The sequence below is a fragment of the Acetobacterium sp. genome, from assembly GCF_030652775.1.
In the GTDB taxonomy this organism is placed as follows: Bacteria; Bacillota; Clostridia; order Eubacteriales; family Eubacteriaceae; genus Acetobacterium.
Genome location: NZ_JAUSPS010000095.1, coordinates 25888 through 42796, shown reverse-complemented (window position 1 = coordinate 42796; position 16909 = coordinate 25888). Strand labels below are relative to the sequence as shown.

Annotated in this window: 18 protein-coding genes; 15 read left to right on the top strand and 3 right to left on the bottom strand. The window is 43.3% G+C overall.

The annotated features are described in order from the left end of the window. Positions 1-10: 10 nt before the first annotated feature. Complete coding sequence (locus Q7J41_RS16650; protein ID WP_304889564.1) at positions 11-907, bottom strand: DUF445 domain-containing protein; 897 nt, start codon at positions 905-907, stop codon at positions 11-13. Between the two features lie 181 nt (positions 908-1088). Between Q7J41_RS16650 and Q7J41_RS16645 the strand changes: the two genes are divergently transcribed. From Q7J41_RS16645 to Q7J41_RS16620, 6 genes are all read left to right on the top strand, one after another. Next, positions 1089-2342 (top strand): MFS transporter, encoded by a 1254-nt coding sequence (locus tag Q7J41_RS16645; RefSeq protein WP_304889563.1) that lies wholly within the window; start codon positions 1089-1091, stop codon positions 2340-2342. A gap of 96 nt (positions 2343-2438) precedes the next feature. Next, complete coding sequence (locus Q7J41_RS16640; RefSeq protein ID WP_304889562.1) at positions 2439-2621, top strand: transcriptional regulator; 183 nt, start codon at positions 2439-2441, stop codon at positions 2619-2621. A gap of 379 nt (positions 2622-3000) precedes the next feature. Continuing rightward, the gene (locus Q7J41_RS16635) at positions 3001-3705 is read left to right on the top strand and encodes an ABC transporter ATP-binding protein (protein ID WP_304889561.1); all 705 of its coding nucleotides are present in this window, start codon (positions 3001-3003) and stop codon (positions 3703-3705) included. After that, on the top strand, positions 3695-4414 hold the full coding sequence (locus tag Q7J41_RS16630; RefSeq protein WP_304889560.1) for a protein kinase family protein: 720 nt from the start codon (positions 3695-3697) through the stop codon (positions 4412-4414). Before Q7J41_RS16635 ends, Q7J41_RS16630 begins: the two co-directional genes overlap by 11 nt. 86 nt (positions 4415-4500) lie before the next feature. Further along, complete coding sequence (locus Q7J41_RS16625) at positions 4501-4932, top strand: EamA family transporter (RefSeq protein ID WP_304889559.1); 432 nt, start codon at positions 4501-4503, stop codon at positions 4930-4932. A 34-nt stretch (positions 4933-4966) separates the two neighbouring features. Further along, the gene (locus tag Q7J41_RS16620; RefSeq protein WP_304889558.1) at positions 4967-5770 is read left to right on the top strand and encodes a class I SAM-dependent methyltransferase; all 804 of its coding nucleotides are present in this window, start codon (positions 4967-4969) and stop codon (positions 5768-5770) included. Between the two features lie 63 nt (positions 5771-5833). Here the strand turns inward: Q7J41_RS16620 and Q7J41_RS16615 are convergent, their stop codons facing one another. Then, positions 5834-7399, bottom strand: coding sequence for a Na+/H+ antiporter NhaC family protein (locus Q7J41_RS16615; RefSeq protein ID WP_304889557.1), 1566 nt, complete (start codon positions 7397-7399; stop codon positions 5834-5836). A gap of 284 nt (positions 7400-7683) precedes the next feature. Here Q7J41_RS16615 and Q7J41_RS16610 point away from each other — a divergent pair, with 284 nt between their 5' ends. The 4 genes from Q7J41_RS16610 (at position 7684) to Q7J41_RS16595 (ending at position 13105) form a co-directional block, all read left to right on the top strand. After that, positions 7684-9531, top strand: a complete 1848-nt coding sequence (locus Q7J41_RS16610; protein ID WP_304889556.1) for a TIGR03960 family B12-binding radical SAM protein — start codon at positions 7684-7686, stop codon at positions 9529-9531. Next, a complete protein-coding gene (locus tag Q7J41_RS16605; RefSeq protein ID WP_304889555.1) occupies positions 9524-10207 on the top strand; it encodes a TIGR03936 family radical SAM-associated protein in 684 nt (227 codons plus the stop codon). The genes Q7J41_RS16610 and Q7J41_RS16605 overlap by 8 nt, the downstream gene beginning before the upstream one ends. A gap of 759 nt (positions 10208-10966) precedes the next feature. Next, a complete protein-coding gene (locus tag Q7J41_RS16600) occupies positions 10967-11461 on the top strand; it encodes a nucleoside-diphosphate kinase (protein ID WP_304889554.1) in 495 nt (164 codons plus the stop codon). A gap of 207 nt (positions 11462-11668) precedes the next feature. Then, complete coding sequence (locus Q7J41_RS16595) at positions 11669-13105, top strand: sodium:alanine symporter family protein (protein ID WP_304889553.1); 1437 nt, start codon at positions 11669-11671, stop codon at positions 13103-13105. Positions 13106-13190: 85 nt separating this feature from the next. Here the strand turns inward: Q7J41_RS16595 and srtB are convergent, their stop codons facing one another. Beyond that, the gene (gene srtB / locus Q7J41_RS16590; RefSeq protein WP_304889552.1) at positions 13191-13907 is read right to left on the bottom strand and encodes a class B sortase; all 717 of its coding nucleotides are present in this window, start codon (positions 13905-13907) and stop codon (positions 13191-13193) included. A 232-nt stretch (positions 13908-14139) separates the two neighbouring features. Here srtB and rplU point away from each other — a divergent pair, with 232 nt between their 5' ends. The 5 genes from rplU (at position 14140) to Q7J41_RS16565 (ending at position 16908) form a co-directional block, all read left to right on the top strand. Then, positions 14140-14457, top strand: a complete 318-nt coding sequence (gene rplU, locus Q7J41_RS16585; RefSeq protein ID WP_026393229.1) for a 50S ribosomal protein L21 — start codon at positions 14140-14142, stop codon at positions 14455-14457. Between the two features lie 8 nt (positions 14458-14465). Next, on the top strand, positions 14466-14798 hold the full coding sequence (locus tag Q7J41_RS16580; protein WP_304889550.1) for a ribosomal-processing cysteine protease Prp: 333 nt from the start codon (positions 14466-14468) through the stop codon (positions 14796-14798). Positions 14799-14810: 12 nt separating this feature from the next. After that, positions 14811-15098, top strand: coding sequence for a 50S ribosomal protein L27 (rpmA, locus tag Q7J41_RS16575; RefSeq protein WP_014356380.1), 288 nt, complete (start codon positions 14811-14813; stop codon positions 15096-15098). Positions 15099-15210: 112 nt separating this feature from the next. Next, on the top strand, positions 15211-16494 hold the full coding sequence (gene obgE, locus Q7J41_RS16570; RefSeq protein WP_304889549.1) for a GTPase ObgE: 1284 nt from the start codon (positions 15211-15213) through the stop codon (positions 16492-16494). A gap of 51 nt (positions 16495-16545) precedes the next feature. Continuing rightward, a complete protein-coding gene (locus Q7J41_RS16565; protein WP_304889548.1) occupies positions 16546-16908 on the top strand; it encodes a YhbY family RNA-binding protein in 363 nt (120 codons plus the stop codon). Position 16909 lies beyond the last annotated feature (1 nt).

The following is a 16909-nucleotide window of genomic DNA, read 5'->3' as shown; positions in this document are numbered from 1 at the left end:
TTCTGCTGCCCTATACAAAGGACATCACCAGGCCCATAATGCAGCCCAATAATCCGCCCAGCCAGACAATCGCATTGAGTTCTTTGCGCATGATTTCCAGAATCATTTTTTCAAAAGTCAGGACATCGTAACCGTTGATCTGATCTTCAACCAGTTTTGATAAGTCCAGGGCGTGAATTAAGACGCCGATGTTTTTGTCAATCAGCTGATGATAGGTCGAAATAACCCAGGCGACAAATTCCGGAATGCGGTCTTGATACTCAATATAAAGATTACAAAGACGTTTATCGAGCAGATTAGTGCTTTCTTTTTCAAAGATGTTATCGAGAATAGCCTCGCCTTTTTCAACCACCATCCGTTCGATGATTTCAGACATTTTAACCTTGGCGGAACTGATCAGGTTTTCATTGATCAGCATCGCAAACATTGAACCCTGCAGATTGCTGACAATTTCGGTGACGGCGATTTCCGATAAGAGCGGACCCAATTCCATTTTGACCATCCGCTCGTAAGAAAAACCGACCACTTTGGTCGTCACATCAGTGATGATCTGCTCACCCCGTTCTGCGCCGGAAAACGAGTAAAACAGCTCCCGCAGGGTTTCATCGCTGGTACTTTTTTTAGCGATCAGGCCATTGACGGCGACAGTGATCTTATCGTCCATTTCCGGGGACAGCAGACCTTTTTTGATGACATCCTGATTGAGCAGATTGTTGGCCACCACGTCGCCCAGTGATTTGGCGATGCGCGGTTTTTCTTTGGGAATTAAGCCCGGGGTGAAGGGTAAGGTCAATCCCAATACTTTGATGGCTTTTAAGGGGCGAAAGAGCATCCGAATAGCGATGCCGTTGGTGATCAGTCCGATAATGCCCCCTAGTATCGGTCCAATAAAAAATGATAAATCCATGGTTTCCTCCTGTTGTTACTTCTAGTTAGTAGCATTTGCTATATTTTAATCTTTTTAAAACAAGCTGTCCAGTAGAATGATAAAAACTAGTAAGAGACATAACAATTACTGGTAATTGTTATTGTGTTTACTTTAGCAAGCTGATACAATAAAGCAAGAAAATTTTTGGAAGCAGAGGGAAATGATGAAGAATGAGAATTTGAAACGATGGGCCTACCTGGCGGTAGCGACCATTATGCTGTTGTTTCTGGGATTATTGTATGCCTGGTCAATTTTTCGGGCACCACTGAACAAGCTCTTTGAAACATGGACAGTCACGGACTTATCACTTAATTTTACAATTTCAATTATCTTTTTTTGTATTGGCGGTTTTGTCAGCGGGCAATTAACCCGCTTCATTAAAAATCAATACATTGTTTTAATGGCGGCAGCGATGCTGTTTATCGGTTTCTTTGGCGTCTCAAAAATCGATCCAACTCAGCCGGGACAAAGTTTAATCCTGTTGTATGTTTTTTATGGGGTGCTCTGCGGAACTGGAGTTGGGATGGGTTACAATTCCATTATCAGTGCCATCGTGCCCTGGTTTTCCGAAAAAGCCGGTTTAGCTTCAGGGATTTTACTAATGGGTTTTGGTCTGGGGGGACTGATCCTCGGGACCATGATCAGCTCTTTTATTGGTAGTGTCGGAGTATTGGAAACCTTCTTCTATCTAGCCATTATGGGCGCAGTAGTGATGGCGTTAGGTTCCTTCTTTATTAAGAAACCGGAAATTGCACCTAAAAAAGCGGTGGCTGTTGCCGGTCAAAGCAGTCAGAAAAAAGAGTATTCCGCTGGGGAAATGCTAAAAACCGGAGTTTTCTGGATCTATTTCTTCTGGGGGATTATGATTACCGCATCAGGATTACTGATTATCGGCAGTGCCGCAACCATCGCCGTGGCCTTTGGGGCGCCAGCCCAATTAGGGCTGCTGGTTTCAGTATTTAATGGCGGCGGTCGGGTGGTCATTGGTACCTTGTTTGATAAAGTCGGCAGAGGGAAAGCAATGGCAACCAATACCATTCTCCTGCTGGTTGCAGGCGTTTTCTTATTTATGGGTGCAACCATGAATAATGTCATCTTCATATTCATCGGTCTGTTATCGGTTGGGGTTACCTATGGTGGGGTACCGGCCTTATCCTCCGTTGTTATCAATTCAAGCTTTGGTTCTAAGAATTATCCGCTGAATTTCAGCTTATCCAACTTCTTGCTGGTACCGGCGGCCATCATTGGACCAATGATTTCAAGTTATTTACTACAAAGTTCAGGCGGCAGTTATGGCTCAACTTTTATTGTGATCATTGTTTTCGCAGCCATCGCTTTAGTACTGAATCACATTTTAGGGATTCAAAGTAATAAATTGAACCAGTCGGCAATTGTTGCAGTTGTCGAAAATTAAGCCATTTTAATAGAAATTATGGTATCAAATAAAACTCAAATTAAGACTATTTTGCTATAATTGTCCGATAATAATGAGTAAATTTGGAGGGTGATTATGGAACTTAAGGAAAAAATTTTAGCTTGTATGGAACAGCATGGATCACCGATGACTGCTGGTGAAGTCGAAAAAGCCTTGAAGGTTGATCGCAAAGAAGTGGACAAAGCCTTTAAGCAGCTAAAAAAAGAAGAAGCCATTGTTTCCCCGGTGCGTTGCAAATGGGAACCAGCCCAAAAATAACCGAAAAGAAAAGGTGGCCTTTCTTAAAACCATCAAAAAGATAACCCAGTACCGACAATTGTTACATCATGTTGTACGCATCGGAGCGAACAGGTTGATAAACCTGCGTGAAGGCAACGAGCCAATCACAAGCTTGCTTGTAGTTAGTGACTGCCCACGACTAATAAGAAATTTATTTCTTATTAGTGTCCGATTCCGCAGCGAACAACAGATTAACAATTGGTCGGTACGGTAGTTTATCGACAACCTCAAGAAAGGGAAACCTTTCTTTTTTTTCGAGCTAAACTGGCTTTTCTGGGTTTTATTCGCTATACTGATAGCAGTATAAATAACCTGTGTGAGGAGCGATTCCTCTATTAACTTAAAAAGGACTAAAAAGATGAAACATTTTATTGAATTTAAAGATGTCCACAAGCGTTACCATATGGGTGAAGTGACGATCAATGCCGCCAATGGGATCAATTTTTTTATTGATGAAGGCGAATTTGCGGTGGTGGTTGGACCCAGTGGGGCTGGAAAAACAACGGTTCTTAATATTCTGGGGGGGATGGATAACTGCGATGAGGGTCAGGTGATTGTCGGTGAGAAAGATGTGGCGGCTCTGAGTCGGCGCGAGCTGGCGGAATATCGGCGTTATGATACCGGGTTTGTCTTTCAGTTTTATAATCTGATTCAAAATCTGACCGCTGTTGAAAATGTCGAGTTGGCGACCCAAATCTGTCGTGATCCGATGGATGCCGAAACGGTCTTAAAAAGCGTTGGATTGGAAGAACGGCTGGGAAACTTTCCCTCCCAACTTTCCGGGGGCGAGCAGCAGCGGGTGGCCATAGCTAGAGCCTTGGCCAAACGGCCGAAGCTGTTGCTTTGTGACGAGCCCACTGGAGCCCTTGATTATAATACCGGAAAAAATATTTTAAAACTGCTCCAGGAAACCAGCCATAAAGAAAATATGACCGTGATTCTGATCACTCATAATCAGGCCATAACGCCCATGGCTGACAAGGTCATTATCATGAAAAATGGTCAGGTTCAGAAAAGCTATCTCAATGAGAAACCCTTATCGGTTGATGAGATTGAGTGGTAGCCGTGTCGGAACCCTCCGAGGAACACTTGCTCGTGATGGCTTTCGGCTGATTAAGACCTTAGGGCAGGGACGTTTTGGAACTGCTTATCTGGTATCCCGAGATACTGCTCACTATGTCTTAAAAGTTTTTTATCCCAATGATGTCAAGCGCCGCAAAGAAAAACTGGCTCTGGAAAGCAAATATCTAAAAAAAATTGACCATCCGGCCATTCCCCAATTGATCCAAGTGCTTGATCGGGACGGTTTTTATGGACTGGTAATGGAACAAATGCCGGGGCAGTCACTGGAAAATTTATTGGAATGGGATCATGCCTTTAATAAAACCGAAATCACGGCCATCATGGAGCAATTAATTGCGGTACAGGATTATCTATCGGGGCTGCAAATCAGTCATCGCGATATTAAAACCGACAATATTTTATGGACGGGTGAGCAATTGTCGCTCATTGATTTTGGTTCGGCTAGAAATGTTCCGCGATTTCACAGTCGCTTTGACCCGGACTTTTGGGGAAGTGGCGATGTGTTTTTGCGCCTGGCATCAAACTGTGAGGAAATGACAACCGAACCCAAAAGCTTTTGCATTTCCCAGTTGGCTTTAACAAAAGAAGAACGCAACGTTATCGAACGCCTGCTTTATATTGAAAATCCCTATCGGGATTTTCAGACATTAAAAAAGGATTTCAAGCGTGCCTGGATAAAAAAGGGATGATGCTAAGCAGCATGGCAGGCAAACGGAAGCCTGCCATGCTTGTGATCTAAAAACCGTAGAAATCGAAAGGGGAGTGCTTTTCAGCTGTGAATGAAACAACCTACTATCTGCCGATTATCTTGATTGTCACCGCTAATGTGTTTTATAATATCTGCACCAAATCGACCCCGGAAATAGCCAATCCGTTTTTATCTCTGCTGGTCACCTATCTGGTGGCGGCGCTATTGACACTGATTTTGATGCTGACCAATGGTTTAGACGAAGGAATCGTCCAATCATTTAAACGGCTCAACTGGACCAGTTATGCCTTGGGAATATCAGTTGTAGCCTTGGAATTTGGTTATATTACGGCCTACCGAGCCGGCTGGAATATCAGTCTGGGATCACTGGTAGCCAACATTTCCTTGGCAATTCTACTAATCCCGATTGGTATTCTGTTTTACAAAGAGGTGTTGACCACCAATCATCTGGTGGGAATCGCCCTTTGTCTGGCTGGATTGTTTTTTATTAATCGATGATTGAATTTATAATATAAAGGAGTATGTTTATAGAATGGACTTGAATTCACAATATTTTGAGGAACTTTGGTTAAGTGATAACCAGAAAAAAGAGCCAACGGTGGAGTTATGGGACTTTCGGGCAGAAGAATACAACCTTTCATTATCAACCGAAAGCGCCCAGTTAAATCGCAAAGAAAAGGTGCAGACCTTAATCGATAAAGGGATCATCAACAATGAGTCAACCGTATTGGATATCGGTTGTGGTTCTGGACAATTTGCGGTTGAACTGGGGAAAAAAACAAAAAAAGTAGTGGGTCTGGATTTTTCCGAAAACATGCTGAGCCATGCCATCGAAAATGCCGCCGCTGCAGGTCTGAAAAACACGGAGTTTATTCACTCGGATTGGGATAGCTTTCACTGTAATCAATCATTTGATCTGGTCATTGCCAGTATGTCACCAGCCATTAATGGGCCGGATCATCTCTATAAAATGATTGACTGCTCCCGGGGCTTTTGCTATTTGTCTGCCTTTGTAGAACGACATAGCAGCCTCAAAGAAAAGCTGTACAGCCTAACTGACCAAGACTATATCCGTCAGTTTAACAAGCTGAACTATATTTTCAACATTTTATGGACAAAGGGTGTTTTCCCGGAACTGACTTATGAAACGGGTATCCATCACCGGGTGTTTTCACTAGTAAAAGCCAAGGGAATTTACATCCGGGAGCTTCTGGTATCGGAAAGCCCGGATCTGGTCAATCGGATCCATCAATATCTGGAAGAAATAGCCGAAAATGATATGATTAATGAATCATTTCAGCAACGAAAAGGTGAACTGATTTGGAAGCAGTCCTGAAGCAAAAATAAAAATGTCCGCCATTCTGATTCGTAGAATGGCGGACATTTGGAATTAAAGGTATTAATCTAAGTTGGGAAAATTCAGTTGATCGAGTTTGGATTTGGAAATCCGATGGAATACGATCAGGGAGATAATCAGCAGTCCCACCGAGGTAACCCAGGTCAACACAAGATTTCCATAGCTCAAACCAGCCACTAGATAACCGATAAAGCTGCAGGTGGCGACCAGTACAGCATAAAGCATCTGGGTTGAGACGTGCTGAATATGATCGCAGCCGGCTCCCGTGGAGGATAAGATGGTGGTATCCGAAATGGGTGAACAATGATCGCCAAAGACCGAGCCAGCCAGAGTCGCAGATAAGGTTACAACCATCAGTTCCGGTGCGGTATATTGGGAAATCATCACGACAATTGGAATAAAAATCCCAAAGGTACCCCAGGCGGTGCCAATGGAAAAGGATAACAGCGCCGAGACCAGAAAAATCATCGCTGGAATCAGACCCACCGGGATACTGCTGGTTTTGACCAGTTCGCCAATAAAGAGGCCGGTACCGAGCAGATCCTGACACAGCGCCCCGATGGTCCAGGCCAGGGTCAGGATGATGTAAGCAGGGACCATCGTTTTAATTCCTTCCCCGATGCCACCCATAAAGGTTTTGAAGTCAATCAGTTTCCGGGGAACAAAGAGCAGGAAGGTCACTACCAGCGCCCAAAAGGCCCCCATCACTAAAGCCGCAGAGGCATCGCAATTACCAAAAGCTTCCGACAAGGACAAGCCTTCGCCGGACCAGTAGCCACCGTTCTGGAGCATCGATAGAATTGAGAAGGCAATCAGCGAACAGATCGGAATAATCAGATCCCAGATTGTGCCCTTGCCATCCAGCAGAATTTTTTCTTCCAGTTCGGTATCCAGAGCCCCCAGTTCGCTGGTTTCGATGGCCCGCTTTTCAACCCGGGCCATCGGTCCGAAATCGAGGTTGGTTACCGAAAGAATAATGACCATCAAAATACTTAACAACGCATAGAGATTATAGGGGATCGTTGCGATAAAGGCACTCAGTTCGTTTTGAAACGCCCCGGTTTCATAAAGTGTCGAGCCGACCGCCGCCGCCCAGCTGGAAATTGGCGCGATAATGCAAATTGGCGCTGCGGTGGAATCGATGATATAGGCCAGCTTGGCCCGGGATATCTGATATTTGTCGGTAACTGGCTTCATGACCGTGCCCACGGTGAGGCAGTTGAAATAATCATCGACAAAAATTATCATACCCAGAACACTGGTGGCCAGCTGGGCACTGCGTCGGGATTTAAGCTTGGTCGCAGCCCAGTTGCCATAGGCCCGTGAACCGCCGGCAATGGTCACAACATAAACAAGGGCCCCCAGCAGACCCAAAAATAGGATGATATTGAATTTACCCGGTTGACCCACGGTTTCGGCGATTAAACCAAAAGCCACCGTACCCATTTCAATCAGGCCTCCGCCGCCACTGCTAACAACATAAATCAGCGTTCCGGAGAGGATTCCGATCAGCAAAGCAGAAATAACTTCTTTAGTAATCAAAGCCAAAACAATGGCAATAATGGGTGGAATGATGGACAAAAAGCCCACATCTACTGTTTCAAACAATTCTTTCTCCTTTCATGAACATAAAATTTCAGATAAATGCGAAAATTTAAACACAGAACTCGTGGCACCTTCGCAAAACCTGACTCAAAATTTTCAAACAGGGTGTAGTCTATCACAATTGATATCGTTTATCAAATGCGCCTTTTCGAATAATGACCGGAGCTTAGCTGAAACGGTGAATATTTATTCTGGTGCGGGGACTGTACAAGCCGATAAGAATCATGTAAGATAAGGTGTGCCAAAATTAGGCAGACTTTTAAAAAATTATAAATATGAGGAAATGAATGAATAATTATATCGAAAAAAATATTTTACCCCTGGTCACAAAACCAATCACCTATCTTGGCAATGAGGTGAATGCGGTCCATAAGATCCCGAATCTGGAGATGATTCGCTTTGCCTTTGCCTTCCCGGATACCTATGAGGTGGGCATGTCCCATTTGGGCATGAAAATCCTGTATGGATTACTTAACGAAGAAAAAGATATCTGGTGTGAGCGGGTTTTTGCTCCTTGGGTAGATATGGAAGAACAATTGCGGTTACATGATCTGCCCCTGTATGGACTGGAATCGATGATGCCCTTAAACGACTACGATTTTGTAGGATTTACGCTGCAATATGAAATGAGCTTCAGCAATATTTTAAATATGCTGGAACTGGGAAAGATCAGCTTGCGCAGTACCCGGCGAAAAGAAGCTGAGCCCTTTGTGATCGCCGGGGGTCCCTGTGCCTATAATCCCGAACCGCTATCCGACTTTATTGACATTTTTGTCATCGGTGAAGCGGAAGAGGTGATCCTGAAAATCATGGCCGCCCACCGTGAGTGGAAAAAAACCAGTGGTAACCGTCAGGACTTTCTGAAAATGGCGGCCACTATTGAAGGGGTTTATGTCCCAGCTTTTTATGAGGTCAGCTATGATCAAAAGTCCGGGGTGATTACCGCATTCTCACCGATTATCGAAGCAGCACCGGCCACGATCCGCAAACAATTTATTGAAGATCTGGATCAGGCGTACTTCCCGGATAAAATCGTCGTATCTTATACCGAAACCGTCCATGACCGGATCAGCTACGAAATTTTCAGAGGTTGCGGCCGGGGTTGCCGCTTTTGCCAGGCCGGGATGATCTATCGTCCCACCCGGGAAAAAACCGTGCCAACGATTCAGACAAAAATTAAAGCCCTGATCGAATCCACTGGCTATGATGAGGTTTCATTGTCATCCCTGAGCACTGGAGATTACAGTGAAATTGAAGCCCTGATTAAAAACCTGGTCTGTGATGCTGAAGTTGGCAAAGTCAGTATCTCGCTGCCATCGCTGCGGATCGACTCCTTAAGCATTGAGATGCTGGAAGAAATTCAAAAAGTCCGGAAAGCCGGGTTAACTCTAGCGCCAGAAGCCGGAACGCAGCGGATGCGGGACGTCATCAATAAGGGCGTAACCGAGGAAAACCTGATGGATACCGTTAAAACCGCATTTGAAAAGGGTTGGGGACACGTCAAACTCTATTTTATGATTGGTCTGCCGGGCGAAACCCTGGCAGACATCGAAGGGATTGCTGATCTGGGTCAAAAAGTCGTTGATGAGTACTATAAAATTGATCGAGAGTCCCGAAACAAAAGTCTGAAGGTCGTTTTAAGTGCCTCTTCTTTTGTACCGAAACCCTTCACTCCTTTCCAGTGGATGGGACAGAACACTCCGGAAGAATTTAAAAACAAACAGCGCCACTTAAAAGCCAGCATTAAAGATCGCAAGATTTCCTACAGCTGGCACGATAGCGGGGTCAGCTTTCTGGAAGCTGTTTTCGCCCGGGGTGACCGCCGCTTGGGTTTGGTGCTGGAAAAAGCCCATCAAAAGGGTTGCCGCTTTGATGGTTGGGGTGAATATTTTGATCTCCAGAAATGGACCGAAGCTTTTGCCGAAGCGGGGATTGATCCGGAGTTCTATGCCTTGCGAAACCGGGACTACGACGAAATCCTACCCTGGGATTTTATTGATACTGGGGTCACTAAGAAATTTTTAAAAACCGAGGCCGAAAAAGCCGAGGCTGCGGTAACAACGCCCTTCTGCCCGGAAAACTGCTCAAATTGCGGAATTATGGAATTCAAGAAAGGCTGGAAATGCAATGGTTAAAATTCAATATCAGTTTAAGCGCTCGACACCGCTGCGTTTTTTATCCCATTTGGATCAGCAGCGCCTGTTTCAACGGGCTTTTCGCCGGGCTAATATGCCGGTTGAATATTCCCAGGGTTTTAATCCCCATCCGCGAATGTCATTCGCCCTGGCAATGTCCGTGGGCTTGACCAGTGATGGAGAATACGGCGAAGTGATCGTGTCAGAGGACGTCGATGTGGAAACATTTATCAGCCGGATGAATAAGGTGCTGCCCAATGGTCTGGAAATCATCTCTGCCAAAATTTGTGGCGAAGTGGTCGGATCGTTGTCGGCAGCGCTGAGCAAAAGCATCTATCGAATTCGCATCAAAATCGTCCAGGGAACAGATTTAAACGAATTGGCCGAATCCCTCCATTCATATCTGGCACTGCCCCAGATTCTGATGCAGAAAAGAAATAAAAAAGGGAAATATGTGGAAAAAGATATTCGGCCCTTTATCGAATCGATTTCGGTGTTTGCTGACCCGGAAAAAGACAAGGTTAATGTCAAGATGACCCTGGTTTATATTGAGCAACAATGTGTTAAGCCGGAACATGTTTTAGAGAGTATCAATAATCAAAATAGTGCGGTATTTCTAATTGACCCCACCATTGAGATCCACCGGGAGAAACTGCTGATTAATGCCGATGCTTAAGGTTTACATAAGGAATAAAAACGTTTACAAAAAAAGCCTTTACATTTAAAAAAAACGTGCTATAATTTAGCTAAATCAAAGATCAAATCAATCCTTTTCCAGATTGACTGACACGGTCATTGAAAAGTAAATAAACCTTAACTGCTGATAAAGATTAACGGAAGACGGTGATCTGTTAGAAATGAAAATTTGACACGATACCGGATGATTAATTAAGTTTTATCACTTGTCACCTCCTGAGATGCAACAGCTACCAGAGTCAATTGGCTAAATGGTTAGACTGCAGAAAATCATTGTGTGATTGATCAGAGATCGGTATTTTCATTATGGGAAAAGAGCATCAAATATTTAACAGTACAAAATGATGTGGCCATAAATACGAATAATGGATCAAAGATAATAATCCACCTGACAGGAGATTTCAATTAACAAATAAATAGGAAATAGAATGGAAAACAACCCGTAGAAATGGATAAGATTCCAGGCTGTAAAACAGATTTAAATTTCTGAATATAAAGTTTCCCAGGTTAAGTGTTTATTACTTGTGAAAAGTGAAAAGAAGATTTTTGATAAATTGAGAGGGGTGAGTCCAAAAGGAATGATATCAGAAGTTAAAAGCTGAAGCCGGTTCTGCATAGTGATGCGGGATCGGCTTCAGCGTTTTTTGTAATTTTATTTACCTGTGCTTATCTCTTGATAGTTGTTTTATTCACCCGATCGCTGTAAAATAGTTCTAATAAAACCCTGAAAGTGAGGATTATGATGAGAACATACGCTTTAATTATTATGAAACCGGACGCCCTGGAAGCAGAGTTAGTGGAACCGACCATCCGCCGATTTATTGAGAAGGGGTTCCAGATTGAGATGATGGGATTTAAGAGCAGTGATGAAAATTTAATCTTAACCCATTATGCCCACGTGGTTGAGAAACTGGGTGAGTCCTTTAAAAAAATGGCCATTGCCGCTTTTGTCGGTAAAGCGATGATTCCGATTATTCTCAGTCAGGTTGGCGAAAATGCCATTGCTAATGCCCGGGAATTGACCGGCGCCACCGATCCGTCCAAGGCCGAGCCGGGAACAATCAGAGGTGATTTGGGAACAGATTCCTTTGAGAATGCTGACCGGGAAGAACGGTGCTGCTACAACCTGATCCATTGCAGCGATTCAAACGAATCATTATTAGTTGAATTAAAACTGTGGTTTGAACCACAAACCTATGAAGTGTTTGCTTCCCTGATCAGCCCGGTTGTCTAGATCCATCTCAATACAGCTATTAAAGTAAGCTTCATTTTTCCTGGGTTGGTAAAAACATCTTCAAATAATGAGAATATTTACCTCTTGACCCGGAACATGATCTGTTGACGGTAAATACTTGTCATTAATCAGTTTAGGTCAATTTAGTATTGTGAAGTGAGAAAAATAGTGATAAAATGATCCCACTATATTTTTAAGGGGGTTAAGATGAATTTTTCTGAAATTATTGCAGCTGTCAACAATTTTGTTTGGGGACCTGTAATGCTGGCTTTACTAATGGGAACCGGGATCTTTTTGACAATTCGGTTGAAGTTTTTGCCATGGCGAAACTTGGGCTATGCGTTGAAATCGGTTTTTGCCAAACCGGATCCATCAAAAAAAGAATCGAGTGGTGATATTTCACCCTTCCAGTCTTTGATGACGGCGCTGGCGGCAACCATTGGAACAGGCAACATTGTGGGGGTAGCCACAGCCATGGTACTGGGGGGACCCGGGGCGTTAGTGTGGATGTGGATAAGTGCCTTATTTGGTCTTTCGACAAAATACGGTGAAAGTGTTCTGGCGGTTAAGTACCGGGAAACAAACGCCGAAGGCGAAATGGCCGGCGGACCGATGTATGCTATGAAAAATGGCTTCAAGAACAAGACCATCGGATCAGTTCTGGCGGTGCTGTTCTCTGCCTTTGCGGTGGTTGCATCGTTTGGAATCGGTAACATGACCCAGGCAAATTCCATTTCCGGGGCGGTGTTAGGAACCTTTGGGATCCCAACCTGGATTACCGGAGCAGTGATTACGATTCTGGCTATTGTTGTACTGTTAGGCGGGATCAAAAGCATCGGTCGGGTTTGTGGCGTAATTGTGCCATTTATGGCGATATTTTATTTTGTTGCTGGGATATTAGTTATTATTATTAATTTTGAAAATCTACCAGCAGGGATTGCCCAGATCTTTACGATGGCCTTTTCACCGATGGCTGTCGCCGGCGGTGTCGGCGGTACCGTGATTGCCAGCATGCTCAGCGCCATGCGTTGGGGCGTTGCTCGGGGTGTTTTCTCAAATGAAGCGGGTTTAGGTTCGGCACCAATTGCTGCGGCTGCGGCCAAAACCGATCATCCATCACGACAGGGTTATATCAATATGACTGGAACTTTCTTTGACACTCTGGTCGTTTGTACGATTACGGGTTTGGTTATTGCCTCATCTGGAGTGCTGGGTACGATGACTGAAGCAGGAAAACTACTCAGCGGTGCATCTTTGACCATTGCCGCCTTTGAATCAGCGCTTGGACCCATCGGTGGATACATTGTCACCATTGGGATTATGCTGTTTGCCTTCTCGACGATTTTAGGCTGGGAATATTATGGCGAAAAATCACTGGAATATTTAATCAAAGCACCGATCGCAGTAAAAGTGTATCGGTTGTTTTATAGTTTGGTTGCCTTTGTTGGAGCCACCACTGCGTTGCAGATTGTCTGGGATTTCTCAGATACAATGAATGGTTTGATGGCGATTCCAAATCTAATTTCGCTGCTTGTTTTAAGCAATGTCATTGCTAAAGAATGTTTTGATTATGAAGAGAAAGTAATCAAGCCAGAGCGGGAATTAAGAAAACTGGGAAAGAAAGCTGTTGTTGACAACAAATAGTCGATGATAGAGTGAAATCATTAAAAAAAGTGTCCGCAGATAAGCATCACGATAAATGATGTCTAAGTTGCGGACACTTTTACGTTTATTTTATTTTTCGGGCATGAACGGCAAAGCGGGCATCATCAAAGGTGTAAATACAAGTGGAGAGGGTCAGTACTTCATCAGTTGGTGAAACGACCACACCAGTGTCATACAGAGACCGGGCTTTCAGCCGATTCATATAGTTCATAAAATCGGTATCATTGGCGAAGCTGGGCTGGCGATAATCGTATTCGGCTTCGGTGATATAAACCGAGAAGATTTCCCAATCACCGGGATTCCCGGGCTGGTCAAACTGAATCACCGGATGGAGCTTGAAATAGGCCTGATCCTGATAATTCCACAAACTCCCAAACATCGATTCATCGGACATATAATGACCATAGAGGACGTGATTCCGGGTCGTGACGGGATCGCTTAAGTAGTCCTGGAAAATTGCCCCCTCAAAGGATGCTTCCTTTAAAAAATTATGGGACAGATAGAAATCATTGTTATCGGTTTGAGTAACCGGGTACTCTAACGAGGTTCCTTTGATTTGAACCCAGCCGATGGTATCGGGATTGATCGTCAGTAAGGCATTAAAATCGATACGATCGGCAACTTCGGTATGATTTTCTTTGGCAACGGCAATAATTCTATCCTTTTGCATTGTTTGATTAATCTTTGGATAAAAATTATAGATAATAAATCCCATCGCCAGAATAATTAGTAAAACGACGGCCACAATCTTTATTCTAGGCATGCTTTTTTGCAATTTCATTTTCCTCCTAAAGCTCATTTGGTACTATTATACCCAATTATCCTGAAAAACCACCTAAAAATGAAAAGATTTAAGAAATTTAAAAAATCATCGATAGTCTTTGATTATTATTATTTTGGTTGACTTTAAGAGCTGAGCATGTTAATATTTATAAAGTTATGTAGCCGCACACACAAGGTTTTAAGTCGAAAGCACCTTTTGTGGCGAGTCTGGTATGAGGAGGTGTAGAATCATGTATGCAATTATTAAAACAGGTGGTAAACAATACCGCGTTCAAGAAAATGATGTTATTCAAATTGAAAAAATCAATTTCACAGAAGAAGATGTAAAAGAAATTACTTTTACTGAAGTTTTAGCAGTCAACAAAGATGGCGAAATGATCATTGGTACTCCAGTGGTTGAAAATGCTGTTGTTAAAGCTGAAATTTTAGAAGTTGCAAAAGGACCTAAGGTTATTATTTACAAGTATAAATCTAAAAAAGATTATCGTAAAAAACAAGGTCATCGACAACCATTCATGAAAGTTAAAATTACTGGCATCCAAGCCTAGGACATTTTATGATTTCAGTAAAGATTCAAGGAAAGAATAATAAAGCAAATGAAATAATTGTATCTGGTCATGCCGGTTTTGCTGATCATGGCGAGGATATCGTTTGTGCTGCTGTATCGGTTTTAACCATCAGCATCTTAAACGGACTCACTGAAATTCTTGGTCGGAAAGATCTAGGCGAAGTGGTTGAAGAAGGCTATGTCCGCTTTACCATTCCCGAAATCACAGATGATCCAATGAAGATGAAAACAGATACCCTCATTTCAACCTATCTCCTGGGAATCCGGGGGATCAAGGAAGCTTATGGAGACTATATCCAGTTTGAAGAAGTATATAAATAGGAGGTGAACAACATGTTAAAAATGAACCTTCAACTATTCGCCCATAAAAAAGGGGTTGGTAGTTCAAGAAATGGTCGTGACAGTGAAGCCAAACGTCTTGGAGTTAAAAGAGGAGACGGTCAATTCGTACTAGCAGGAAATATTCTTGTTCGTCAAAGAGGAACAAAAATTCACCCAGGTACTAACGTTGGAAAAGGCGGAGATGATACATTATTCGCATTAGAAGATGGTATCGTACGTTTTGAACGAAAAGGCAGAGATAAAAAACAAGTAAGTATTTATCCTCGGGAAGCCATCTAGTTTTCCAGTGACAAAATAATACATCCATAAAACCTCTTATGCTCGTTTTTACAAGATAAGAGGTTTTATTTTTTGTTGTTTGGGTAGATACCATAAAAAAAGCGAGGTAGCAATGTTTGTAGATAAAGCAGAGATTATTCTGAAGGCTGGCAACGGCGGACACGGCGGGATGAGTTTCCGTCGCGAAAAATACGTTCCCAATGGCGGTCCTGACGGCGGTAACGGAGGGCATGGCGGCAATATTGTGTTTATGGCCGACAACGGCTTTCGGACCCTGATGGAATTTAAATATAAAAGAAAACACAAAGCGGAAAATGGCGAAAACGGTACTGGCGGCCGATCGACGGGTAAAACCGGCGAAGATCTGATCATCAAAGTACCTGTGGGAACCATTATTAAGGATAAAGAGACCGGACGGATCATCTGCGATCTTTCTGAACACGGTCAAAAATACCGGGTGGCCGAAGGTGGCCGGGGTGGTCGTGGGAATATGAATTTTGCAACCGCCACCAGACAGGCGCCTCGTTTTGCCCAGGGCGGGGTTAAGGGTCAGGAACGCACCGTTATTCTTGAACTGAAACTGCTGGCCGATGTGGGTCTGATTGGTTTTCCAAATGTTGGCAAATCAACTCTTTTATCGGTTATCACCAAAGCTAAACCCAAGATTGCCAATTACCATTTTACCACCATCGTGCCCAATCTGGGTGTGGTCGAATGGCGAAATTTCGATCCTTTTGTAATCGCCGATATTCCCGGTTTGATCGAAGGTGCCCATGAGGGAACCGGACTGGGGGATCAGTTCCTCCGACACGTGGAACGAACCAAACTTCTGATTCACCTTCTCGATGCCTCAGGCAGTGAAGGTCGGGAGCCTTTGGATGATTTTAAAAAGATCAATTATGAATTGGAAAAATACAACGAAAAGTTGGCAAAACGGGTTCAGATCGTCGCCTTGAACAAAGTTGACCTGCTTTCTGAACTTGCGGAAACGGATGAGTTAAAAGCTGAATTGGAAAAGTTAGGCTATGAAGTCTTTGTCATTTCCGCTGTCACCGGTCAGGGGCTCAACGAACTGTTAAGCCGGACGATTCAATTGCTGGATGAAATTGGCGAAGTTGAACCGATCTTTGACTTTGAACCCGAAGCAGAAACGATCTTCACTCCAGACTTTAAAGAAAAACAATTCACCGTTGAAAAATTCGATCACTTATTTGTCGTTAAGGGTGCCTTCCTGGAGCGTCTGATTACTTCGGTTAACTTTGAAGATTTGGATTCCATTGGCTTCTTCCAACGGGTTCTAAAAGATAAAGGCGTATTTGAAGAATTGGAAAGAATGGGCATTCAGGATGAAGATGTGGTTCAACTGGAAGAGATCGAATTTGAGTATTTTAAATAGATTTCCCGCTTTATTATATGTTATAATAGCGTCGTAGAAAGTAGAGAAAAAATGTTAACAAGTAAACAAAGAAGTTATTTAAGAAAGCTTGCCATGGATATTCCCGATATCATTTTCATCGGCAAAGAAGGCATCACCCCACAAGTCATCGTGCAGACCAGGGATGCCATCATTGCCCGGGAACTGATCAAGGGAAAAGTTCAGAATAATTCTCTGGAAGATGTCAATAATGTGGCTCGGGAATTAGCTACAGCCACAAAATCTGATATTGTTTGTACCATCGGTAGTAAATTCATCCTTTATAAAAAGAATTTATTAAAAACCAAAATCGAGGTGCCGACAAAAAATCAAAAGACCATTAAACGGGTCAAGAAAAAAGCATTAAGTCCATCACGAAAATTCACTAATTCATAAT